Origin of the sequence: Streptomyces sp. NPDC021212 (assembly GCF_044332925.1) — a bacterium.
Lineage (GTDB): Bacteria > Actinomycetota > Actinomycetes > Streptomycetales > Streptomycetaceae > Streptomyces.
This window is the reverse complement of record NZ_JBIRPZ010000007.1, coordinates 347,650-371,157: the sequence shown is the minus strand read 5'-3', so window position 1 is coordinate 371,157 and position 23,508 is coordinate 347,650. Positions and strand designations below refer to the sequence as shown.

At 70.9% G+C, this 23,508-nt stretch carries 18 protein-coding genes and 1 pseudogene; 11 read left to right on the top strand and 8 right to left on the bottom strand.

Annotated features, from left to right (window positions below):
• Positions 1-116 precede the first annotated feature (116 nt).
• Complete coding sequence (locus tag ACH4SI_RS21120) at positions 117-275, bottom strand: hypothetical protein (protein ID WP_398297742.1); 159 nt, start codon at positions 273-275, stop codon at positions 117-119.
• Between the two features lie 421 nt (positions 276-696).
• Between ACH4SI_RS21120 and ACH4SI_RS21115 the strand changes: the two genes are divergently transcribed.
• On the top strand, positions 697-3,273 hold the full coding sequence (locus tag ACH4SI_RS21115; RefSeq protein ID WP_398297740.1) for a tetratricopeptide repeat protein: 2,577 nt from the start codon (positions 697-699) through the stop codon (positions 3,271-3,273).
• A gap of 32 nt (positions 3,274-3,305) precedes the next feature.
• Here the strand turns inward: ACH4SI_RS21115 and ACH4SI_RS21110 are convergent, their stop codons facing one another.
• Positions 3,306-4,214: a serine/threonine protein kinase gene (locus ACH4SI_RS21110; RefSeq protein WP_398297738.1), complete on the bottom strand. Its 909-nt coding sequence runs from the start codon at positions 4,212-4,214 to the stop codon at positions 3,306-3,308.
• A 102-nt stretch (positions 4,215-4,316) separates the two neighbouring features.
• Here ACH4SI_RS21110 and ACH4SI_RS21105 point away from each other — a divergent pair, with 102 nt between their 5' ends.
• The 4 genes from ACH4SI_RS21105 to ACH4SI_RS21090 are packed head-to-tail and all read left to right on the top strand — an operon-like array spanning position 4,317 to position 13,261.
• Positions 4,317-5,813 (top strand): PD-(D/E)XK nuclease family protein, encoded by a 1,497-nt coding sequence (locus ACH4SI_RS21105; protein WP_398297736.1) that lies wholly within the window; start codon positions 4,317-4,319, stop codon positions 5,811-5,813.
• The gene (locus tag ACH4SI_RS21100; protein ID WP_398297734.1) at positions 5,759-6,955 is read left to right on the top strand and encodes a hypothetical protein; all 1,197 of its coding nucleotides are present in this window, start codon (positions 5,759-5,761) and stop codon (positions 6,953-6,955) included. Before ACH4SI_RS21105 ends, ACH4SI_RS21100 begins: the two co-directional genes overlap by 55 nt.
• Positions 6,948-10,454: a hypothetical protein gene (locus tag ACH4SI_RS21095; protein ID WP_398297732.1), complete on the top strand. Its 3,507-nt coding sequence runs from the start codon at positions 6,948-6,950 to the stop codon at positions 10,452-10,454. Before ACH4SI_RS21100 ends, ACH4SI_RS21095 begins: the two co-directional genes overlap by 8 nt.
• Before the next feature lie 32 nt (positions 10,455-10,486).
• Positions 10,487-13,261: a pPIWI_RE module domain-containing protein gene (locus tag ACH4SI_RS21090; protein WP_398297730.1), complete on the top strand. Its 2,775-nt coding sequence runs from the start codon at positions 10,487-10,489 to the stop codon at positions 13,259-13,261.
• An 898-nt stretch (positions 13,262-14,159) separates the two neighbouring features.
• Here the strand turns inward: ACH4SI_RS21090 and ACH4SI_RS21085 are convergent.
• The 3 genes and pseudogenes from ACH4SI_RS21085 to ACH4SI_RS21075 all read right to left on the bottom strand — a co-directional run.
• A pseudogene (locus tag ACH4SI_RS21085) lies at positions 14,160-14,417 on the bottom strand (AAA domain-containing protein); the annotation flags it as partial.
• A gap of 14 nt (positions 14,418-14,431) precedes the next feature.
• On the bottom strand, positions 14,432-15,460 hold the full coding sequence (locus tag ACH4SI_RS21080; RefSeq protein WP_398298000.1) for an AAA domain-containing protein: 1,029 nt from the start codon (positions 15,458-15,460) through the stop codon (positions 14,432-14,434).
• A gap of 301 nt (positions 15,461-15,761) precedes the next feature.
• Positions 15,762-16,352, bottom strand: coding sequence for a hypothetical protein (locus tag ACH4SI_RS21075; protein ID WP_398297729.1), 591 nt, complete (start codon positions 16,350-16,352; stop codon positions 15,762-15,764).
• A 274-nt stretch (positions 16,353-16,626) separates the two neighbouring features.
• On the opposite strand from ACH4SI_RS21075, the gene ACH4SI_RS21070 reads away from it, so the two are divergent.
• Complete coding sequence (locus ACH4SI_RS21070) at positions 16,627-18,093, top strand: ATP-binding protein (protein ID WP_398297726.1); 1,467 nt, start codon at positions 16,627-16,629, stop codon at positions 18,091-18,093.
• 11 nt (positions 18,094-18,104) lie between these two features.
• Here ACH4SI_RS21070 and ACH4SI_RS21065 read toward each other — a convergent pair whose 3' ends face one another.
• The 3 genes from ACH4SI_RS21065 to ACH4SI_RS21055 all read right to left on the bottom strand — a co-directional run bounded on the left by ACH4SI_RS21065 (position 18,105) and on the right by ACH4SI_RS21055 (position 19,297).
• Complete coding sequence (locus ACH4SI_RS21065) at positions 18,105-18,320, bottom strand: hypothetical protein (RefSeq protein ID WP_398297724.1); 216 nt, start codon at positions 18,318-18,320, stop codon at positions 18,105-18,107.
• Positions 18,321-18,402: 82 nt separating this feature from the next.
• Positions 18,403-18,750 carry a toxin-antitoxin system YwqK family antitoxin gene (locus ACH4SI_RS21060; protein WP_398297722.1) on the bottom strand — a complete coding sequence of 116 codons (348 nt, stop codon included), beginning with the start codon at positions 18,748-18,750 and terminating at the stop codon, positions 18,403-18,405.
• 22 nt (positions 18,751-18,772) lie between these two features.
• The gene (locus ACH4SI_RS21055; RefSeq protein WP_398297720.1) at positions 18,773-19,297 is read right to left on the bottom strand and encodes a hypothetical protein; all 525 of its coding nucleotides are present in this window, start codon (positions 19,295-19,297) and stop codon (positions 18,773-18,775) included.
• 145 nt (positions 19,298-19,442) lie between these two features.
• Between ACH4SI_RS21055 and ACH4SI_RS21050 the strand changes: the two genes are divergently transcribed.
• The 5 genes from ACH4SI_RS21050 to mmuM all read left to right on the top strand — a co-directional run bounded on the left by ACH4SI_RS21050 (position 19,443) and on the right by mmuM (position 23,489).
• A complete protein-coding gene (locus ACH4SI_RS21050; protein WP_398297718.1) occupies positions 19,443-20,579 on the top strand; it encodes an AAA family ATPase in 1,137 nt (378 codons plus the stop codon).
• Positions 20,563-20,988 (top strand): nucleotide pyrophosphohydrolase, encoded by a 426-nt coding sequence (locus tag ACH4SI_RS21045; RefSeq protein WP_398297716.1) that lies wholly within the window; start codon positions 20,563-20,565, stop codon positions 20,986-20,988. The genes ACH4SI_RS21050 and ACH4SI_RS21045 overlap by 17 nt, the downstream gene beginning before the upstream one ends.
• Before the next feature lie 132 nt (positions 20,989-21,120).
• Complete coding sequence (locus tag ACH4SI_RS21040) at positions 21,121-21,606, top strand: DUF6099 family protein (RefSeq protein WP_398297714.1); 486 nt, start codon at positions 21,121-21,123, stop codon at positions 21,604-21,606.
• Positions 21,607-21,624: 18 nt separating this feature from the next.
• On the top strand, positions 21,625-22,548 hold the full coding sequence (locus tag ACH4SI_RS21035; protein WP_398297713.1) for an LLM class F420-dependent oxidoreductase: 924 nt from the start codon (positions 21,625-21,627) through the stop codon (positions 22,546-22,548).
• Between the two features lie 23 nt (positions 22,549-22,571).
• The gene (gene mmuM, locus ACH4SI_RS21030) at positions 22,572-23,489 is read left to right on the top strand and encodes a homocysteine S-methyltransferase (RefSeq protein ID WP_398297711.1); all 918 of its coding nucleotides are present in this window, start codon (positions 22,572-22,574) and stop codon (positions 23,487-23,489) included.
• Positions 23,490-23,508: the final 19 nt, after the last annotated feature.

Sequence of the window (23,508 nt, the reverse complement as noted above, 5' to 3'; positions counted from 1 at the left end):
CACGAGCGTGTGACAGGTGCGGAAAGGCCGCGAGCTCACCGGTCGGAGGAGTTCGTAAGGGTGGGGCCGAGGTGGGTGGGTGCCCGCCCGGGACAGGCACCCACGAGCCGTGGGGCTCAGGCGGTCTCGGAGGGCGAGGCGTCCGGCGCCTCGGTGCGCGGGGTCGTCGGCGTGGTGCCCTCGGTCCGGTCGGCCGCCCGCCGACGGCGGCTCGGCGGCCAGTCGGGGGACTGGCGCAGACGGCTCGCCCGACGGTTTCGCTGACGGTTATTCATAGAACCTGCGGTTCCTTCCTGGTGGGTCGATGGATGACTACACCGCCGTTTCGCGCTTCTGCGAGCGGCTGGTGCCATCGTGCCCGGGGACGGGAAAAGGCCGCAGAGCGGAAACTGAGGGAAAACTGAGCCAGGGGGGCGTGAAGGAGCAAAGCGCGTGTGAAGCGGCACACCGCAGCGCACAGATGAAGGGGCGCCGTCGAGGGGCTGGACCACTGCTTCCGGTGCGGAGAGGGGAAGGGCGATGGAGGGGCACGTGCTGGGCATGGTCAGAGCCGAAGGGGACGATGGCGGAAGGGTCTTCGGAGGTTCGAAGGCGGCTGCGCTGTTCGCACTTCTGGTGACATCGCCGGGCTGTCGATGCACCAGGAGGGAGATCGCCGAAGTCCTCTGGGAGGGCGACGAGAAGGTTGGCGACCGGGTGGACCGTGCCGTCTCCGACCTGCGGAAGCAACTGGGCCCGAAGGTCGTGCCCCAGGGCACGTCGGGCTACTGCACGCTCCGCGTGCCGGAGGGCAGCGTCGACCTGCTCCGCTTCCGCGACGGGGTGGCGAGGTCCGAAGGGCTGAGCCACCCGGAGCGGTTCGAGCACCTCGGTGCGGCCCTGGAGGAGTGGGACGACGACGAACCGCTGCGCGGGCTGACCCAGAGCGGCTTCCAACTGCGCCGGGAGAAGCTGCGGGCCGAGTTGATGGCTGCCGTGTTCGCCCGGCTGGAGGCCGCTTGGAGGTCCAGGAAGGAGAAATGGCTCCGCGAGGAGACGGAGAAATGGTTCGAGCGCGCACCGGAACTGCCCCAGATTTTCCGCTTCTACCTGCTCGCCCACGACGACCTGCCGGAGCGCCAGTGTGAACGGCTCATCAAGGAGTGGACGAAGCGCAACGGAAAGCCGGACGCCGAATTGCAGAGCGCCATCGACCAGGTCCGGGGAGTCGCCCACCGGCCGGGCGGGACGCTCCTGCCGCCCGTACCCGACCAGTTGCCCGGCAGCAGACGCAGGCCGGTCGGGCAGGACGAACTGATCCGCGGCCTCGTCGAGGGCGTGGGCGAGGAACAGGACGCTGGCAACCTGGCGTTGGTCCTCATCAGCGGCATGGCGGGTGTCGGGAAGAGCACGGTGGCTCACCACCTCGCCCGTCGGCTGCGGCAGCGGTTTCCCGACGGGGTGCTCTACGCCGGACTGAACGGGTTCGTCGGCGGAGACGTGCTGCCCGCCGAACCGGACGAGGTCCTGAACGGGTTCCTGGCCGCGCTGCCGCCCTACACCACGGTGACCGGACCGGAGAGCAAGAGTAATGCCCTGCGATCGGCACTGGCCCACCGCTCGGTACTCATGGTCCTCGACGACGCGCTCAACGCCCAGCAGGTGCTGCCGTTGCTTCCCGGAGACGGCACTAGCGCCGTGATCATCACCAGCCGTAACGACCTCTTCCGACTGCAGTCAGAGAGAAGGGTGCTGTTCCGCAAGATGGAGCCGCTGCAAGAGGCGGACGCCTTGGAGGTGCTCCAGGAGAAGGTGTCGGCCGAGGACCGGGTGAAGTACGCCCAGGCCTTCCGCGACCTGGTCCGCCTCTGCGGCAGGCTGCCGCTGGCCCTCGCTGTGGTGGCCCGGCTCCTGGAAGGCGGTGCGCGTCCGCTGCGTACCCTCCCCGCCCTGGTGCGGGAGCTGAGGGAGGAGCGAGAGCGGGCGGAGCTGGATACCCTGCACCTGCCGGAGCACGAACTATCGGTCCGCGCCGCGCTGAACTGCTCCGTACGCGTGCTCGGTGAGGAGGCCCGGCTGCTGCTGTGGCAGCTCGCCGTCCACCCCGGGCCCAGCGCCTCCTGGGAGGCGGTGATGGACCTAGGAAGGGCGGCAGGTGAAGGGGCGCGCACCGACCGGGCCTTGGTGGAACTCGTGGCGGCGAACCTGGTGGAGCTCCAGGGCGACCGGTATGGACTGCACGACCTCGTGCGGGCCTTCGCCCGCCAGCACGTGCGGCCGGGGGCGGATGGAGAGACGGCGGACATCGAGTGTGCGACCGTACGGCAGGTGCTGGAACACCAGCTGCATAACGTCCGTGCCTGCGATCGGGCGCTCGACCATGAGCGCGTCCTACCCATCGGCGAGGCTGACGGGGTCACGGTCACCGACCCCGCAGGACCGGGGCAGGCTATGGCGTTCTTGGACGAGGAATACGCCGCCGTCCAGCGAGGCATCCGATTAGCCATTGGCCAGGGCATCGAACGGTACGAATGGCTGCTTTCGATGGCCCTGGTCACCTATCAGTGGCGCCGCCACCTCCTCGACGACGCGCTGAACAACCTCCAGTACGCCGCCGACGCAGCGGAATCCGCTGCCGCCCCGGTCGATTGCGCCATGGTCCACCGGATGCTGGCAGGGACACAGTGGCGGCTCGGCAAGTACGACGTGGCCGTGGGCCACCTGCGCCGGGCCGTCCGGCTCAGCGAGGAGGACCACAGCGAGGCAGGCCGACTGAGTTTGGCCCGGTCGCTGCACCGGCTCGGGATCACCCTGCGCAAGCAGGGCGACCGGACGGGGGCGGAGGAAGCGCTGTGCCAGGCACTGGAGTTGTGCCGGGGGGTGTCCGACTCGGTCGGGGAGGCGGCCACCCTGAACGCGCTCGGCGCGCTCTACCACGACAGGGGCGATCACGAGCGGGCGCTCCGGCGATGCGCCGACGCCCTGGGTGCGGTGGAGCGCACGGTGGAGCGCAGCGGCCTGGCTGACGTGCTGTTCACCCTGGCCAAGGTGCACATGGCACGCTCCGAGCGGGACGAGGCCGTCTCCTTGTACCGCCGGGCCTGCGACATTTATCGCGAACAGGAGAACTGGCCCAACGAGGACAAGGCGCGGCAGCTCTTCGCGGACGTCCTGGTATCCGCCGGTAGGACCGATGAGGCGGTACGGGAGCTGGAGAGAGTCATCATGCTGCGTGAGCTGATGGGAGGCGAAGGCGTACGTGAGGTACGCGAGTTGCTGGAAGGGCTGAGGTGACCCCCACTCGGCCGGTGACCGTCGGCTCACCGTCACAGCAGGGGTGGATGGGTGCGGTAGTACTCGGTCGGGTCGGGGCGCAGCCGCTTCGACGGCCGTCGCGAGCCCAGCCGGGGCAGGTATGGGCGGAGCCGTTCGAACACCTCACGGACATCCGCCGGCCGCTCCTCCGCCTTCCACCGGACCATCCACAGCGCGAGGGAGGCGAACTCCGGGGGGAGCTTGGCGAGCAGGTCGGGCGGGAGCACTGGGCCACCCGGTTCCGCCCGCTCCTCCAGTCCGCCGTAGGGCAGCCGCATGACGGTCATCTCCAGCAGAATGCAGCCGAGCCCGAAGATGTCCGCCCGCCGCGTCAAACCCGGAGGGCACGCGTCGGACTGCTCGGGGGAGGCCCAGCCACGCGTCCCTCGCTCGTGGAGTGTCCGCTCGCCCGCCATGATCGCGTGGCCCATGTCGATGAGACTGAGACGGCCGTCCGGTCGCACGATGACGTTCTCGGGTTTGAGATCGCAGTGCACCAGATTCCGTTCGTGTACTTCCCGCAGAATTTCGCACAGCTGGCCGATGACGGACGCGACAGCACCGGGATGTCTGACGGGCCGGGCCGCCAACAGGACGTTCTGTAGTTGGTGTCCCTCGATGAATTCCATGACCAGGCATCGACGCCCTCGGTGTGTCCCGGTGGCGATGATTTCGGGAATGGCCTGAATTCCCGTCAGCATCATCATGCGGGAGCCCTCTTCGAGGAGGTTCCTGCCAGCCCAGTGGAAATCGCTCTCGGGGCCGAGATCCCGGGCCTTCTGGAGCTTCAGCGCCACCCTCTCCCCGCTCCTGCGGTCACGGCCGAGGAAAAGGTCGCCCTGGCCGCCGTCACCGACCATGTCCAGCACTTCGTAGCGCTTCTCCGCATTGCCGATCTCCTCGATTTCCCTCACGGCCACCCTTCTTTCCTCCGGACAGAAATGGAGCAGGAAATGTCAGAGCCATGGATGCCCCCCGACGGGGTGACCCGAACCTCCGTAGCCATAACGGTATCCGCCGGAATGTTCAAGGGAGGAGAATTCCGGTGCCCCGCCGCCGACGCCCTCAAGGCCCGCGGTTACCACACCGCCGACCCCGTACCGCGCCGCCGCGAGCAGTTGGAGCAGTTCGCTCTGGGCCCCTTCATGGCCGCCTGCGACGCCCGCTTCCGTCCTTCCGGCAGCCCGCCCCGGACACGTACCGACCCTCCGCACGACGGCCTGAGGACCTGGTCAGACCATGGCATGAAGGCGTACGAAGCTGCCTTCCCGGCCGACCCGGAACGCCCCCTGAACGAGGTGCCCGAGCCGTGGACGTATCGCTACCGGCCGTCCGGCCCCGACCCGCGGAACGCCCAGGAATACCGCTTCACCGTGTGGGGCCGCTGCCTGGCCTCCGCCGACGGCGCCTACCGTGAACTCCGTCTGCCGGTGCATCGCCTGAACCGGGACCTGCCGCCCGACGGGTTCACCGCCGCCGTCGCCCTGGTGCTGGCCGAGGGCACCCCCGGGCCACCGCCGGAGCACCTACGGATCGTGGAGTTCGCGCTGTTCGACGGCCGTACGCGGGAGCTCTTCGCCGGCAGCCGGGCGCAGGCACTCGCCGGCTACCGCAAGCACGGCCCCGATGCCCTGGCCGGCGTACTGGACGGACGGGAATACCGCCCCGGTTCCGCCTGCGGCGGATGCCCCTACCTGTCGGTCTGCCCGGCCCTGCGCGTGGCGCCCGGACTGCTGGGCATCGACGCGCCAGACCGGCCCCGCCGCACCTGGTCGGTGACCAACGGACGTAACTACCGGGTCTGCCCGGCCCGTGACCACATGCGCCGATTGCACCTGCCCACGGCGGACTCCGTCGAGCGCGAGGTAACGGCCGAACGCGGCCGGGCCTTGCACGCCTACCTCGCTGACCGGCACGGCCACGGATCACCACGACCGTGCACGGTCGAAGTCCCCGAGGAGTGGGTGCCCGACGGATTCGACCTGCCCGACCACGAACGCAGGCTCGGCGCACTCCTGTTGCGGCGGCACGCCGCGGTCTGCCCGCTGCGGTGCGTCGGGGACGGCACAGACGTGCGGACCGAACCCCGGGTGGTGCGACACGACACCGCCGCCGACGTCGTGGTGATCGCCGCACCCGACCTGCTCTACCGGGACGCCGGCTCATGGGTGTGGCGCGAGACCAAGACTTCCGCCACTGAACGGCGCTCCAATCGCCCCCTGTTGGAGCTTTACCCCCAACTGGCCTTGGCGGCCGTGCTGATCGCCCGCGGTGACCTGGGTGGCGCTCCGTCCCGTGCCCGGGTCGAGCTGGAGGTGCTGCGCCCCGGCGGTGCCGACCTGGAGATCATCGACCCCTTCGCCACGGTCAACCGGACCGCAGCGGAGGAAGTCCTACGAGCGATGGTGGCCGACTGGCACGAGGACGACCGCTACGCGGCCAGGCCCGGACGCTCCTGCGCACGGTGCGAAGTGGCCCGCTGGTGCTCGGCGTCGCCCGCCGCCGAGGCCGCGGCATGAGGGCGGGGGCGGCCCGCCGGCCCGGCCAGCCGGAGGCCGGAGAGGCGCCCGAGGACGTGGGCATCGAGCTCTTCTGCGAGCTCGCCCGCATGGTGGCGGCCCTCGCCGAGGTCCAGGGACTCCGCTCTTTCGCCCTGCCCTATCCCGGCCTTGCCCAGCGCGCGCTGGACCGCACGGTGATGCACTGCCTCGACGTCGGGGAGACACCACCGAGGAGCCTTCCGGAGCTATGGGAGTGGTGCCGGACCAGGCCTGCCGACGATCCGCTCTTCGCGGTTCCCGCCTCCCTGGTCACCCCGGGTACGACGCTGGTGCACCCGGTTGGCCGGATGCCGAGCCGGTCGTGCCTCGAAGTCGCCTCGTACAGGCCGGACGGGGGCGTGGCGGCGCAAGCCCGCGCGCTTCTGGGCGACCTGGAGGCGCGGTGCGTGACGGGCGAGCGCTACCGGCAGTGCCGGAGGTTCCTGGCCCGCCACCCGGTGGTCCACCGACAGGACCGCTTCGGGCCCGGCTGGAGCCAGGCTGTCTGGAGCCGGGTCAAGGACCTCTACGGGCCGCTGCCCGAATCCCTGCTCGTCGACGGCGTCTTCCTGCGCTGCCCCTCGTGCGGGCTCCCTGCACTGCCCCGGGATGGGGCCGTGCCCGTACCCGGGTCGCCCGCCACCGACGCGGACATCTGGTGCGAGGGCGAGGAATGCCCGCGCCATGACCCTCCAGAACTGATCCGCGAACCGGACCAGGCGTGGATCCTGCGGGGGTCGCTGCGGACGTTCCTCGCACTGCCGTACCGGACCGAAGAGGCCGCCCGCGACGCACTGGATCGCGCCGGGGTCGGTCACGATGCCCTGTCGGGGTCTCTGTCCGCCTACCGGCTCAGCGAAACCGGGTCCGGAATCGTGGACATCCAGGTGTACGACCGCCTGCAGCCGGCCCTCCTCGCCGCACATCTCACCGACGGCGCACTCCTCGCGGACCGCGCTCTCGTCGTGGTCCCTGACGCGCTCGCTGGGCGGGACGGCTACCGGGAGTCATTCACCGACGCCCTTCCCGCGCTCCTGCGGGACCGGCTGGTGCTCACCACACCCGTGGACCTCGTGCCCGACCTGGGACGGGCCAGGAGAGAGGAGAAGGGCGATGCGTAGCATCACCGCGCCCCTGAACGACGTACTCCGCGCACTCCAGGCGTTCCTGGGGCCGTCTGCCCCCAAGCCCGCCCTGGAAGCCCTCTGCCAGGTGGAACTCGGCCTGTACCTCCAGCAGAAGCTGATGCCGGGCAGCCCCGCGGGCAGCGCCTGGGTGCTGTTCAGCGGGTACGGGTTCGCTGAGGCGTACGGAGCGCCGCTGCCACCGGACACCGCGCAGACGCTGCGTGTCGCCCGGTACTCGCTGTGGACGTTGCGCAGGAGCCGTACCTGGCGGGAGGCGCTGGAGAGCTACCAGCTGTTCGACCCCAGAGTGCGCGGCTACGACGTACCGGACACCGAGTCGCCCGCCACCCGTCGCGAACTCTCCGTCGCCGGCGACCGCTTCCCCGTCTACGAGCAACTGCTGCGTGCCGCACCGCCTCTGGCGGGCAAACGCTTGCCGGTCGCGGGCCAGGGCCCGCACGCCTTCCCCGTCAGCCGCACCATGGCCGTCGTCGACCTGCCGCCCGTCCCCCACACCCCCCTCGTCGCCCACGACATGGACCTGGAACCGGCCGGCGGTGGAGAGCCCCTGGTCTTCACCAGGAAGGACCTGGAGCGCACCGCGGCGGAGATGGACGCCACGCACGCCGGCGCCGACGGAGGGAGGCCGCCGCGCTGGCTGGAGCGGCTACGGGCCTTCGACCTGTCCACCAAGGAGAACAGCACGTTCCACAAGACCGGGAAAAACGAGGACTTCAGGTTCACAGTCGACAGGATCCAGCACCTGCTCGGCATCGTCGGCGCGGGCAAGAGCACACTGCGCGACATCATCGCCGTCCATCTCGCCAAGCTTGGCAAACGCACCACCATCGTGGTCACCGACGTCGCAGAGGTGCTGAAGCTCGTCCGGCTCTACAACCTCTACACCGACGCCGCCGCACCCGTGCTCGGCTCCTCCGGCCGGGAGCGGCACGCCCAGCGGCTGCACCGTCGGCTGGCGGGCCGGAGCGAGCACCGGCTGCTTGCCCACGACGACCCCGCTTTCACCTATCTCGGGACCTCCTGCGTGCTCAACGTCAGGCGGCAGGCCGCCACTTCGTCCACCGAGCCGCTCGCCTTCGGCGAGGCGCCCTGCTCCCGGCTCCGGCCACCGTCGGACCCGCGGCGGGTCAAGGGCGGCGGACGGGCTTCCGAATGGCAGAAGAGGGTGACGAGCTGCCCGTACTGGTCCGCATGCCCCCGGCACCACGGAGCCCGCAGCCTGGTCGGCGCCCTGATTTGGGTGGCCACGCCGGCCGGACTGATCGACGCCTCGCCGCCCAGCCCTCAGAACGGCGAGCGCATCCGCTACCTCGAACTCGCCTGCCGCCGCAGCGACCTCGTGATCATTGACGAGGCCGACCGCGTGCAGATGCAGCTCGACCAGACCTTCGCCCCCGCCGTCGTCCTCGCCAGCGACGAGGACAAGGGACTCATCGACCAGCTGACCCGGCACAAGATCCGGGAACTCGCGGAGAGCGGGCGCACCCAGCTCTCCGAACGGGATGTGGAGACCTTCGCCGCAGCCCTCAACACCGCCGGGTTGGCCACCGACCGGCTGTACGCGATGCTCGTTGCCGGTTACGAGCTGCGCAACTGGGTGCGGATGGGCTACTTCAGCGCCTGGACGCTCCAGCTCGGACTGCTCGACGAACGCTACGAGCTTCCCTATGGCAGCGGGCCGGAACACCAAAACCACGCCCCCAGAGAGGCCCTCGGCAATCTTCTCGACGCCTTCCGAGACAACCCCTTCGGCGACCGCCGCCGCAGGACGGAGGAGGACTTCAGTCGGCTGACCGCCCTCCTCAACGAACTGCTCCACACCGGCAACCCGGAGAACACCCGGCGTCACCTCACCGAGGTCATGGACGAGGTCTTCCACATCGACCCGCAGTACATGGCCGCCCGGAAGCAGAAGTACGAAGAGGAGTACGACGAGTGGCAGCGCGAGGAGGACGAACGGCAGAAGAAGCGCGGGCGCCGCCGGAAGCCCAAGCTGCCGCCCCAGACCCCCGAGCAGTGGCGGCAGGAACTCGCCGAACGCTTCGAGTTCACGCTGCTGCTCAGCGCCCTGGAACCCCGGCTCGCCATGATCAACGCCATGTGGCCCCGCGTCGAGGCCGCCCTCAGCCTTGGCTACAACACGATGTACCGTCGGCCGCTCGACTACGGCCCGATGGTGCCCGAGGCCCCGATGGGCAACGTACTCGGCTTCCAGTTCCGGGTCCCGGGCGAGGACCAGGGCGGAGTCCGTAGCGGTGAGCTGACCTTCTTCCGCTGCAGCGGCGTCGGACGTGAGCTACTGCGCGCCATGCCTCACCTCGCCTCTGTCGACGGCAGGCCCGGAGCCCATCTGCTGCTCATGTCCGGCAGCAGTTGGGCGGGCGCGTCCAGCCGCTACCACGTCTGTGTCCCGGTCGGTGTGGTCATCGAGCCGCCGGCCGAGGTGACCGAACGCATCGCGGACGAGAGCCCGATGCGCTTCGAGTTCATCGACGACGGCGACGAGAAGCTGCGCCTGTCGGGAACCCACCCGGACGACCGCCCCGAGAAGCTGCGCCGCATCGCCAACCATCTCGGGGCGGGGGAGTACGACGCCCTCGAAGGTGGCCCGCTGGAGCGCGAGTTGCTCTCCCTTCCCCCGGGGCGCGACCAGATTCTCCTGCTGGTCGGCAGCTACGCCGAGGCGCGCATCGTGGCCGACACCCTGCACAACCTCAACTCCCGCTGGCGCGACAGCGTGCTCTGCCTGGTCTCGGACGACGAGGAGATCGCCCCGGAGGACGAGGCGCCGTCCGCCTACCGCGCCCGATCACTGCGCCGGGGCGACGTCGAGCACCTGAAGGACCTCGACGCGAACATCCTCGTGGCCCCCCTGCTGGCCGTGGAGCGGGGCCACAACATCCTCAATGACGACGACGAGGCGGCCATCGGCACGGTCTACTTCCTGGCACGGCCCAATCCGCACCCCGAGGACCTGTCCCTGGCCGTCCACGCCGTCAACGACTGGATCGTCCGCGCCGTCACCGGCGGTGACTTCGCCACCTGGGGACAGGGACAGGCCACCGTCGAGGAATATGCCGACGAGGTCCGCCGCCTCGCCCGTTCGCGCTGGTACCAGGTACTCGCCCGCTCGATGGCGTGGAGCCGCCTCGACGACGAGGTCCGGGAGCAGGTCACCTGGGACATGCTCGTCTTGCTGTGGCAGGTGATCGGGCGTCTGGTACGCGGCGGCGTACCGGCCCGCGTGGTCTTCGTCGACGCCGCCTTCGCCCCGAACCGCGAGGCCGTACCACCACGCCCCGACACCCCCCGCTCCAGCCTGCTGCACAGCGTGCTCGACGTGCTGGACCCGTACTTCGACGGCGGTACGAAGAGCGCGGAGGAGCAGTTCATCGCCCGCGCCCTGTACGAACCGCTCCGGCGCATGCTCACCCGTCTGCTCGCCCCTGCTGCCGCCACGGCCCACCCGTAAGCGCCGAACTCCAGCTTTAAGAAGGAAATTTCGTGTATCACACCATTCGCGTCGCAGCCTACGAACCCGACCCGTTCCATGGGCCGTGGCGGGAGGAGATGAAGGTACTGCGGCTCGGCGAGGAGTTGCATACCGAGCTCACCAGGATGCACTCCGAGGCCGACAAGGGCTCCGCCCGCCCCGACCGGCTCCCCGTACGCAGGCTCAACTCCCTGCTCCAGGCGATGGCCCCCGGTGTCATCGCGACAGGTCGCAACGCCGGAAGGGACGGCCGCCTGCCGTGGCTTTACGCCCGGGAAGCCGTCCCGTCGGAAGCGCTGGCCCCGGTGATCGGCACTTGGGCGGCGGGCATGTACCGGGAGGAGGACGACACCGAAGGCGCCGATCTGGAGGGGAGGCTCCGCTCCGACGACCCGGCCGAGACCGTCCAGCTGCCGCATTGGGAGGCCGAATCGATCGACCTCGCCGAGACGGTGACCTCGGCGGGCGGTACCGCCGAACCCGCCGCGCGGCTCTACAGCCTGCTGCCCGAGTGGGTCGCCTTCCGGCTGGCCGCCCGGACGTTCCGCACCGGGGGCGCCACACTCCACTTCCGTGTCGAGAGCTCGGGCAACGGTGCGCGACTCGTCTCCTGGCCGCCCCAGCGGTACGAGCGACGCGGCCAGACCTGGTACTACTCGGCCTGCCTCAACATCACCGTCCACACCGTGCCGTTCGCCCCACGGTTCCGTGTCCACCTGTCGACGCAGGTACGCCGGTGGGCTACCCGGCTGGACGTACGCCCTCACCAGCTCGGCGGCGCGACCGTCCTGCTCGATGCCCCGTTGCCGTGGCCGGGAGGGCCGGACCGGGGCCACAGGCTGATGGTGAACACCCTCGGCTACGACCGGCGGCTGAAGGAACTGGCCTGGCGCCACCACAGCCCCGCACCGCTCGTGCCCGAACTGGACATCGTTCGCAACTACCCGCAGCCCGAAGCGCTCTTCACTCATCCGGAACGCTGGATCAACGGGTCCGGGGGCGTGGCCGCCGGCATCGTCTACCACCCGTCGATCGGCCCGCACGAGGTCGGACCCGGGCTGATGCCACGGGAGCGCGCGGATCTGGACGCCTGGGTCGAGGAAGGGGTGCGCCCCATGCTGACCCGGGTCCCCGACCTCACGCGGGTCACCCGGAGCAACACCCCCTCGCTGCTGCCTCGTTCGGGTGTGGGAGTTGGTCCGGGCGTCCGGGACGCGCGGTTGGCCTTGCAGCGGCGGGCGGCGCTGGCGCGTGCCCTGAACGGCCGTCCCCTGGAGGTCGACGTCTTCTGGCAGTCCCCGGAGACCCGTGCCGCACTGCTCGCAGAACTGCCGAAGCTCATCGGTTTCCCTCCCGGGGAGAAAATGGGGCCATCCGACGACGACACCTGGCGGTGGCGGGGCGAGGGGGTCGAGATCCGCGTACGAGCCCGGCCCGCGGGGTCCCTGGCCGACGCCCTGCCGGTTTCCCGGGAGCGCAGGCGCCCCAGGGCCGTCCGGCTGGCCGAAGCCGTCGAAGGGCGCTGCCGGCTGGTGGCGGACCGGATGGTCTCGCGACCCGACGGGGCCGGAGTCGTGATCGCGGAGATTGCCGGCAAGGAGCGCTTCGCCGCCGTCCCGGACTCCGACCCCAAGCACGCGCTGCGCATCGCCTGGGCGCGGCAGGGCCGGCTGAGCCAGTTCGTCAACCTGCCCGATGACACCGAGAGCGGCCTAGAGCACCGGGCCAAGTGGACCTGGCTGGATGCCTTCCGGCAGCTCGGCGCGATCAGTCCGCCCGCCCACCGGGTGGGAGCCGGAGTTCCCGGCGACCTCCAGTACGCGGCGCTCTGGCTCGTACGCCACACCAGGAAGGGGCCCACGCGGTGCCCCGTCCGCCGACTGGTCGCGGTGAGGGTCCGACCCGGGGACGGACCGGGCGTCATCGAGGGATGGGACGCCGAGCGAGCCGAATGGGTGCCATACCCGAAGCTGTTGCTGCTGCTCTCCCAGGCAGTGGAACCCGTGGCGGAGGCGGGGAAGGGGGAGGAGGCTGATACGGGAGGCCCTGGCGATGGCGCGGCCGCCCGAGGACAGCTCTGGCCCACTACCCGCCCGGGCGTGGAGCAGTACAGACAGCGGGAGACCGAGCGGCAGATCCGCGCGCTGCTCTTCCAGCTCCGCGACCGCCCGACGCTCCTGCTGGCGGACGCCGGCAATCTGCGCCAATGCTGGCCGGGCCTGCGCAACGGCGAACTGCACCGCGACATGCTTGGCTTCGGTGCCGAACCCGCCCAGCGCCACACGCTCTACGGCGACGACCTGCGGGCGGTGCTCGTACGGGACGCCAACGCGCGGGAGGAAGTGGCGGAGTGGTACGCCCACGACGCCAAGGACAGGGTCGGCTTCGCCGAGGGAGTGTGGGGGACGGCGGAGACGGAGAGCCGTGTCTTCGCGAGTACTGCTTCGACCCCGCACACGGCGGCGAAGCTACCGAAGGGACTCATGAAGCTGGCGCCCACGGCACAGGGCCGGACAGCACCAGGGAAGACCGCTTGGAACCCCGGGCAGCTGGAGATCACCGTGCTCGGCTGCCTGTCGGAGAAGGCGCTGGCGGACTCGGGGCGTGAAGGGGACCTGCCCGACCGGCCGGCGGAGTGGGCGACGCTCACGCACCAGCTGCGTTACCACGACGACTACCCGCCGCTCGCCCGGCCCCTCCCGCTGCACCTGGCACGTCTCGCCGGTCAGTACGTGCTTCCGCTGGCTGGAACGAAGGAGGAGGGGAGCACGTCATCCACTCCATGAGCGACACGCCGCCTGCATGGGACGCCCCAACGATCGACGCTGATAGGGGATCACCGGGCCCGATTGTTTTCTCCGCCGTGACGCTCGTTTGACGCTCTGCGCATCTGGTGGCCCCAGACGGAGACGAGAGATTGCACTGACCTGCGGTTTTCTCTGGCTCAGCTGGGTGACATGCTTCCGGTGACGCACCACGTGGAGTGCGTCGCCATCCTCGAACCGGCCGCGAAGGGCGCGTGATCCTCAGCGTCTGGCACCGCCGGACCTGATGTCCTGGTTCCACGCGTTGCTCCGGCCGTTCAGCCCGGTCTTGCAGACCGTGTCGTAGCAGCGCCAGAACCAGACGCCGTTGCGGCGGCGGCGCAGTTCGATGCTCGTGCCGCCGCAGCGGGCGCACTTCGGCGGGGACGACCGTGTGGACGACGGACCGGAGATCCTCGATGAGGCCCTGGTTGTCCGGACGGCCTTGGATCTGGTCCGTGTCGTCGCGGATGAACACGGTGACCCGTACGCCGCGTTCGGAGGCCTCGCGCAGCAGCGGCAGGATGTCGCGTACGCGGTTCGCCACCCACGGCGCCCACAGCCAGATCGAGGTGCGGGCCTGGCGGATCTCGTCCTCGAACATGCTGAAGAAGGTCCGCTCGTCGTCGATGCCCGTCACCGTGACGTGCCGGGCCAGGACATCCGCGAGCGCGGCGCCGAAACCGCCGAGGTCCCGGGTGTTTTCGTGCGGCGGAGTGATCAGGTGGCTGGCCCGTAGCCGCCGTACGCCGGAGGTGCCGACCAGGTCGGCCAGGTGTGCGAAGACCTTGCCGTTCTTCGTGGCCCGGATGCGTTCCCAGCTGCCGATGACGTAGAGGCGGGTCTGGACGCGGGTGGCCGCCACGTTGAACAGACGCACGCCGCTGCGCGCCCAGTCCGACGCGCCCGGTTCCCGGTGCGCCAGCGACATCCACAATTCGCGGCCGTCCTCGCCTTCGACCGTGTCGAAGACGACGACGGGGAACTCCCTGCCCTGGAAACGGTGCGCAGTGCCCACCTCCGCCAGCGGGACGCCACCGCTTTCCACATCCCGCAGGGCTTCGAGCGTCGCATCCGCCTGGACGCCGTAGGGCGTGACGATGCCCGGTTCCTCGCCCTTCTCGCGGTGGTACTCCACGAGGGCTCTGGCGATCAGCGTCCCGGCCGGCCACCAGCCGCTGCGGCGGCCTGTGAGATGGGGCCTGGCCAGTTCGTGCAGTCCGTCGGTGTCGACGACGACGATCTCAGGGTCGTCGGGCGGTCTCGGTGCGGCGACCTGCTTGCCGCCCGCAGCATGCCTCCGTACGCGAGCGCGGGCGCATCACCGCCGGACCGAAGCGGTGCTGCTCGGTCAGGGTGACGCAGGCCGGGTGTCGCTGAGCCTCCGCCGGGTCCCGGATACCGCAGTGCTGGAACGTCCGGGAGCAGCCAACGTTTGACGTCCGGGCGGTCGAGATCTTTCAGCTGATCCTCGATGACCGGGCCGAGCTGCATGAAATCATTGAGCAGGACGGCCGTCCGAGTCGCCTTCGCCGTTGCGAGAATCACCTCTGGCAGCGTCGCCGCACCGGCCTCGTCGACCAGGACCACGTCGTACGGGCCCTCGAAGACCGCCTTGTTGGTGCGGAACCGGGTGAGCGTGGTGGCCACCAGTTTCGCGCTCTTGATGATCTCGCCCTGGGCGTTGCGGGCAAGGCGTTCGTACTCTTCCTGGACCTGCTGGAACTCCTCCTCGAGGGCGGAGCCGCGGGCGGCGTCAGCCGTCACCTGGGGGCGCAGCCGCGCGGCGCGGGCGGTGAGCTCAGCGGCGTCCAGGGCGCGGACGACGGCCTGCTCCAGCCGGGTGGTCTCCTCGCGGCGGGTGGCCACGAGGTCCAGGGCCGACCTGCGGGCGGACAGTGCGGTCGTGAGCGCCTGTTCCAGGGCGGTGATCTGCTCGGGGGTGTGGATGATGCCGGCGACCAGCTCGGCCACGTCCTTCTCCAGCGTGACGACGTGCGCCTCCGCTGTGGTGCGCGCGGCCTGCGCCACCCGACGAGCGCGGGCGACATCCTCCTCTGCGGCGGCCAGACGCTCGCGGAGGGTCTGTCGCTTCTCCCGGGCACGCCACCGTGCCACGGAGCGCTGGGCGTCGAGCTGCCGAAACTCCTCGCGCAGATCGCTGAGGTTGTTCTCGGTCATCAGGCACTCGGCCTGCTTCCGCTCAGCGGCGTTGAGGACGCGGGACTGTTCCTCGCGAAGCCGGTCGATCTCGGCCCACTGGCGGCGCGACTCCTCAGCCCCGTCCCGGCGCCGCTGGGCCGCCGTCGTGGCCTTTTCCACCATGTCCCGGGTCGCTTCCGCATCCTCCAGCAGGCCCGCCGCCGTCTCCGCGCGCTCCCGTACCGACACCGGGTCCTGGTTGGGCGTGCGGAGCAGCTTCAGGGCGTTGAAGTGCGCGGTCGGGTCGAAGCGGGTGAGGGAGACATCCAGTGCGGACAGCTCAGCCGCGCGGGTCCGGACGTCCACCAGGGCGGTCTCGATCTTGAGGCGCCGCTCGGCCGTCTCGGCCAGCCGCGCTCGCACCATGAGCGGCAGCGACACCTCGGGGTTGTCGGCGACCTCCCGCAGCTGCGGCGGGCCCACGCGGACCCCGTGCGATCAGGTCCCCGATCGCACGCTTCAGCACCGTCGTCTTCCCGGTGCCCGGCGGACCCCACACCAGATGCACACCTTGGCCGAGGCACGCACGGTAGGCGTCCCCCTGCGCGGGATGGAACCCCGGAGGGTCGGGGTCGGACGACGAGGCACCGCCGACCGTGCCTCCGGCCAGGGCGCTCGCCAGCGGGGTCTCGCCCAGCCCGGCGATGCCGTCGCGCAGCGCCTCGACGAGAAAGGTCTGTGGCTGTTTGAGCAGCCACAGATACGCGTCCGTGAGGTCGGCGAACTCCGCGACCTTCAGCGTGAGCAGGGAGCCGCTTTGTACCGTCTCCGCGACGGCGAAGCCCTTGGTCTCGACACCGTCCGACTCCGGACCCGCGAGGCGCAGCGCGTCCAGCTGGTCCGGTCCGATGTCGGAGCCGCGCAGATCCACCGCGTACCAGCCCGCCTCCTTGGTGCGGATCGCGCGCCCGATGCGCTGCCATCACGGCTGTCTGCCCGTGCCGCCCATGATCGCGACCAGCTCGCCCAGGGCCGTAGCGATCTCCTCGCCCCACCCCACCGCCGTCGCCCCCGCTCCCCGTCCGCCCGGCAGATCCCGTGCGGACCCTACCCAGCGGGTGGGCGTGGTGATCCCGTGAGCGTCGACAATTACATCGAGCGGATTATGATAGCTGCGCCTATCATAATCGGAGAGGTGGTTATCGGTGATCAAGCCGGAGCGGCTGTTCGCACGGGATGCGGAATGGCGGGAACTGGACGAGTTCGCGGCATCGGAGCGCCAGGGGGCGTCGCTCGGCCTGGTCTACGGGCGGCGGCGGCAGGGGAAGACGCTGATGCTCGAACTGCTGGCCCGCCAGGCGGGCGGTTTCCTGTTCGCGGCGACCCAGCAGAGCGAGACGCAGAATCTCGCGGATCTGGGCAGGGCGTACGCGGCGTTCCGCGGGCTGCGGCGGCCGGTGCTGTTCGCAGACTGGCGGGACGCGCTGGACGAGCTGTTGCGGATCGGTGAGGACACCCCCGTGCCGGTGGTGATCGACGAGTTCCCCTACCTGGTGTCGGCGACCCCTGCGCTGCCCTCCTATCTGCAACAGGCTCTCAGCCCGCTGAGCCATGCCAAGGAGCACACCCGGACCCGGATGATCCTCTGTGGCAGTGCGCTGACCACGATGGCGCAGCTTCTGGGTGGCGGCGCGCCCTTGCGCGGGCGGGCGGGCATGGAGCTGGTGGTGCGGCCCTTCCGCTACCGGGAGGCGGCCGCGTTCTGGGGCGTGGCGGAGGACCCCGAGCTGGCGTTCCGGCTGCACGCGCTGGTGGGCGGGACCCCGGCGTACCGGGAGATGTGCGGGGGCGCGGGGCCGGAGGGCCTGGCGGACTTCGACCGGTGGGTGGCCCGCCGGCTCCTCAACCCGGCCTCCGCCATGTTCCGGGAGGGAGGGCTGCTGCTGCGCGAGGAGCCCTCGATTTCCGACCCGACCTCGTACGCGGCGGTCCTGGCGGCGGTCAGCGCCGGGCACCACCGGCGGTCGGAGATCGCCGGGGCCCTGGGGCGGCCGAGCAGCGCGCTGGCGCATCTGCTCTCTGGGCTCCAGGACATCGGCCTGCTGGAGCAGGTGGAGGACGCCCTCAGGGACAAGCGCAGCGTCTTCCGGGTCGCCGAGCCCGCGGTGAGGCTGCACCAGCTGCTGATCCAGCGGCATGAGCCGGAGCTGGTCGTGGGCCGGGCCGAGCGCGTCTGGGCGGACAGCGCCGACACCGTCGCGGGGAAGATCTACGGTCCGCACTTCGAGGAGCTGGCCCGCCAGTGGTGCTTCGAACACGCCGCAGCGGAGAGCCTCGGCGGCCGGGCAACCTGGGTGCGCCCGACCGAGATCGCCTGCCGGGACCACCGTCGCGGGCACGAGCTGGACCTCGTGGTGGCGGAGTCGCCGGCGTACGGACCCGAGCGGATCACCGCGATCGGCGAGGCCAAGGCGACCCTCGCCCCCGTCGCCCTGCCGCAGCTGGAGCGGCTCGAACACCTCCGGGGGCTGTTGCCCAGCGCCCGCGTGGGGGCGCTGCCCAAGCTCCTGCTCTTCGCGCGTTCCGGTTTCACCGACGATCTCCGGCGCGAAGCCGGCCGACGCGGCGACGTCGAGCTGGTCGACCTGGATCGTATGTACCACGGCGAGTGAACTGCCTGGGGTCAGGCGGCGATCGGGGACTCCCCGACGCACGCACCGGCCTTGATCAGGCTCTTGCCCTTTTTCTCCGCGATGACCTTGCCCTTGTACACGATCTTGCAGCTCACCGAGGGGTCGGTGGAGACCGGCGTCACCGCCGACGGCATGATGCCGCGCAACGTCACCGTCTTCTTCCACGGCAGCGCGGGATTCCTCCCTGTTGTGATCTTGGGGTTCATGGCCTTGCCGCCGCCCCCGTGAAAGCAGACGCCTCGACTCACCGCAGACAGACAGCTGAGCGAAGCCGAAGGTTGCCCCCGGTCATGGGTGGCTGTCACGCCTGAGGATCATGCCGCTGTCAGAGAATTCCACCTCCTGCGACATCGTCCCGTCGGGCCTCCATGCCCGGTGCACACCGACCGGGATGCCGTGCTGGAAGAACCCCTCCGTCTTCAGGGTTCCGTCCGGGTGCCACTCGCGGTCCGGGCCGTGTTGCCGGCCGTCGAGGTAGGACGTGCGCAAATTGAGGGTGCCGTCGAACGCGCGGTCCTCGCCGTCGCCCGTGAACAGCTCGCCCTGGTAGTGGACAGGGCCGTCCTGCGGGTACGAGTCCAGGTCGTCGTCCCGGACCACCCGGGTGGCCGCGGTCGGCTCGGGCTCCTGTGCCACGTTCGCCTCCCGCGGGCTGTGTCTAGGGTTCCTGCAAGGATGCCTTCGCGGTGTCGACGAAGTCCCCCAGGGCGGCCCAGAACGGGCTGTAGGCGTCGTTGAAGCGCCGTATCGCCTCCGGGTCGTCGGCGGCCATGGCCTCCAGCGAGCGGTGGAACCGGCCGGTCGACTTCTGGAGTTTGTGGGCCGCCTCGCCCGCGGCGGAGGGGCCCTCCAGCTCGACCACGCGCGCGCAGTGCCGCAGCTTCCCGTAGTGGTCGCGCTCGCGCTCCAGGGTTTCGGCCAGCAGTGCGGGGCGGCTTCGGAACTCGCCGTTGCGCTGGGCGGCGGAGATCTCCCAGTAGAAGTCGCCCATGCGGTGAATCTGCTCGATCAATTCGAGGTACGCGGTCCGCCTGCTGTCGCGCAGCCGTTCCGACTGCTGGGCGCGGGCGGCGGTGTCGGCCTGGATCTGGGCGGCGCGGGTGTTGCCTCGGCTGGTGACCCAGCTGGCCAGGACGGCGGTGCCACCGGTGAGGGCCGCGATCCAGAAGGTGCTGTCAGCCATCACGGCCGCCCCTCCCCGTTGCCCCGTTCATGCACGCCCCTCGCTTCCCATCGGTCATCTTCGGCCACGGCCACCATCCCCCGATGGTAGGAAGATACGGAAGGAGTAACGGTTCGGCGGTGTGCGCCACAGATATGTTCCGGGCATGAGCGCATCCGGGCTGCGGCCCGCCGTGACCGAGTTGAGGCTGTCCGCCTTCAAGTCCCATCGACGTGCGGTGTTTTCGCTGGGACCGCTGACTCTGTTCGCCGGGCCGAGCGGAAGCGGAAAATCGGGCGTGCTGGAGGCGTACGGGGCGCTCGCGCGCCTGGCGGGCGGCGCCCGGCTCGCGGAGGTGTTCCGCGAGCCGGCGTCGTACATCCCGTGCCGGGCGCGGCCGGACCGGCAGGGGCGGCGCGGCTTCCGTATCGGGTGCACCGTGGACGGGCCGGTGGGGCCGGTGCGGCTCGATGTCGCCGTGCAGGCCGAGCCCGAACTGCGCATCGTGGGCGAGAGGTTGACGGGGGCGGGGGAGACGCTGCTGGAGACGGCGCTGCGCGATCCGGGGCGGCGCTGCGTCCAGGCCGCCTGGCATACGGCGGGGGCGGTCGCGGTCACCCGGGCTCCGCTGCCCGACGACCGGCTGGCGACCTCGGTGCTGCCGCTGCGGGTGGCGGGCATCACCGAGGGGCAGCGGCTCGCGCTGGCCGCCGCCGAGCAGGTGGTGATCGCGCTGCGTTCGGTGTTCCCCTGCGATCCGCGGCCGGATCGGATGCGGGCGCCGGCGGCGCCGCGCGACGGGCGGCTGCGCGGGGGCTGCGAGAACCTGGCGGCGGTGCTGCGGCGCACCAGCCGGGAGTGCGTCTCCCGGCACGCGGCGCTGGTCGCGGCGGTGCGGGCGGGGTGCGCGGGGCCGGTGGAGGGCCTGGTGACCGAGGGGGCCGGGGGCGGCGAAGTGCGGGCCCTGGTGGAGCAGGGGGAGCTGGGCGCGCTGCCCGTGGAGCGGCTGGGCGACGGGGAGTTGCGCTATCTGGCGCTCGCGCTGGTGCTGCTGACCGGGCCGGGGGTGCTGGCGATGGACCCGGTCGCGGATGTGCTTCCCGCGCGGCAGGTGCTGACGGTCCTGGCGGACGGTTTCGACCGCTGCCTGGACCGGCGGCAGGCGCGGGAACTGCTGGGGGTGGCGGTCCGGATGTGCGCACGGGGGCACATCCGGCTGGTGGGGACCGTGGGGGACGTGACGGGGGCGGTCGGGGACGCCCCCGTCACGGTGGTAAACCTGGAGCGTGAGCGAGTCTCTTGAACCCGAGTCCGGTGCGCGTCCCCCTGAGCTTTCCGCCGCTGGCGAGCGACGGTCCGACGCCCTCGATGTGGCGGGCCTGCAGCGCCGGCTGGCGGCCTTCGCGGCGGTGCGCGACTGGCAGCGGTACCACACCCCGAAGAACCTCGCGGCGGCGCTGAGCGTCGAGGCGTCGGAGCTGGTGGAGATCTTCCAGTGGCTGACGCCGGAGGAGTCGGCGCGGGTGATGGAGGAGCCGGGGAAGGCGGCCCGGGTCGAGGACGAGGTCGCCGATGTGCTGGCGTATCTGCTCCAGTTCTGCGAGGTGCTGGGGATCGACGCGCTCGCCGCGCTGGCCGCGAAGATCGACCGCAACGAGGGCCGGTTCCCGGTCGAGGAGGCTCCCGGAAGTCCCGTTCGTCACTCTCCGTAGTGATAAAGTTATCCACAACGCAACTGTTGTCAACAGATTCCTGAATTCCCCTAGCTTTTCGGCCTGTTAGTCATCACTCTGGGTAGTGGAGGAGTGACGGGTGCGGAAAGTCCGTTGAGAGGGGTTCGGGGCATGGACGCGATGCGGCTGATCGGTGTCACCCGGCACGCCCTGGCGAAGGCCGGGGGCGTGCAGGACATCGTGGCCGAGGCCTGGCAGGTCCAGGCGCTGGCGGAAGCGGTCGGCGGATACTTCATGGTGAGCGGCCCGGCGGCGGCGCGGGCGGAGGCGCGCGGCCTGTGCGAGGCGGGCGGCAGGGCACGCGGGGCGCTGTTTCACCCGGCGCTGCACCATCCCGCGCTGCGCGGCGGGGGCTTACGGGCGGCTCAGCTGTCGGAGGTGCGGGACCCCCGAGGCGTGCTGCTGGCGCTGGGGGATCTGCTCGCGGAGGCGGGATTCGCGCTGGTGGGCGTCGCCTCCAGCACGGAGGAGGAGGCGCTGTACTGGCAGTGCGTCGAGGCGATCGACGCGGCGGACGAGGCCAGGGACCGGGTGCACGGGATGCTGAGGCATCTCACGGGGCTGGAGTGGGGTGGGGAGTGGGGTGGTGCGGCGTGAGAAGGCAGGATGGGGGGCATGGATCTCCGCATTTTCACCGAGCCCCAGCAGGGCGCGAGCTACGACACTCTGCTCTCCGTCGCGAAGGCCACCGAAGACCTCGGCTTCGACGCCTTCTTCCGTTCCGACCACTACCTGCGCATGGGAGGCGTCGACGGGCTGCCGGGCCCGACCGACGCGTGGCTCACCCTCGCCGGGCTGGCCCGCGAGACCAAGCGGATCCGGCTGGGCACCCTGATGACCGCCGCCACCTTCCGGCTTCCGGGCGTCCTCGCGATCCAGGTCGCGCAGGTCGACCAGATGTCGGGTGGCCGAGTCGAGCTGGGCCTGGGCGCGGGCTGGTACGAGGAGGAGCACACCGCGTACGGCATCCCCTTCCCGAAGGAGAAGTTCGCGCGGCTGGAGGAGCAGCTGGCCATCGTCACCGGCCTGTGGAAGACGCCGGTCGGCGAGACCTTCAGCCATGACGGTGCGCACTACCAGCTCACCGACTCGCCCGCGCTGCCCAAGCCCGCCCAGGGCCGGGTGCCGGTGCTGGTCGGCGGTCAGGGGCCGACCCGCACCCCGCGGCTGGCCGCGCGGTTCGCGGACGAGTTCAACATGCCGTTCGCTTCGGTCGAGGACAGCGAGGCCCAGTTCGGCCGGGTGCGGGCGGCCGCCGAGGAGGCCGGGCGCAAGGGCGACGACCTGGTGTACTCGAATGCGCTGGTGGTCTGTGTGGGCAAGGACGACGCCGAGGTCGCCCGGCGGGCCGCGGCGATCGGCCGTGAGGTCCCGGAGCTGAAGGAGAACGGGCTGGCGGGCTCCCCGGCCGAGGTGGTCGAGAAGATCGGCCGCTATGCGGAGGCCGGGGCGTCCCGGGTCTACCTCCAGATCCTGGACCTCGACGACCTCGATCACCTCGAGCTGATTTCATCCCAGGTCCAGGCCCAGCTGGGCTGAACGAACCACCAGGAGTACCCGTGATGTCCGTCCCCTCTACGCCTCTGGCCACCGCTGTGGAAAGCGGGCCGCTCGTTCTCGACGGCGGGCTGTCCAACCAGTTGGAGGCCCAGGGCTGCGACCTTTCCGACGAGCTGTGGTCGGCCCGGCTGCTCGCCGATGACCCGGGGCAGATCGAGGCGGCGCACGCCGCGTATGTGCGGGCGGGCGCGCGGGTGCTCATCACCAGCAGCTACCAGGCCACCTACGAGGGCTTCGCCCATCGGGGCGTGGCGCGCGAGGACGCCACGGCGCTGCTGGGGCGCAGCGTCGAGCTGGCCCGGAGCGCGGCCGAGGGGGCGGCCGACCCGGCAGCCCCGGTGTGGGTGGCGGCCTCCGTGGGGCCCTACGGGGCGATGCTGGCCGACGGCAGCGAGTACCGGGGGCGGTACGGGCTGAGCGTGGCCGAGCTGGAGCGGTTCCACCGGCCGAGGATCGAGGCGCTGGTGGCGGCCGGGCCCGATGTGCTGGCCCTGGAGACGGTGCCGGACGCCGACGAGGCGGCGGCCATGCTGCGGGCCGTCGAGGGCTGCGGGGTGCCCGTGTGGCTGTCGTACAGCATCGCGGGAGAGGCCACCCGGGCCGGGCAGCCGCTCCGGGACGCGTTCGCCGTCGCCGCCGGGAACGAGCAGGTGATCGCCGTCGGCGTCAACTGCTGCGAGCCGGGCGACGCGGACCGGGCCGTGGAGATCGCGGCCGAGGCCACCGGAAAGCCGGTGGTGGTGTATCCGAACAGCGGAGAGGAGTGGGACGCGACGGCCCGGAGCTGGCGCGGGCGGTCCACCTTCGACCCGGCGCGGGTGAAGGCGTGGCGGGATGCCGGGGCGCGGCTCATCGGCGGCTGCTGCCGGGTGGGGCCGGACCGGATCGCCGAGCTGGCGGGCGTGGTGAGAAACCATTAGGTGAGGGGGCGCGCACCCG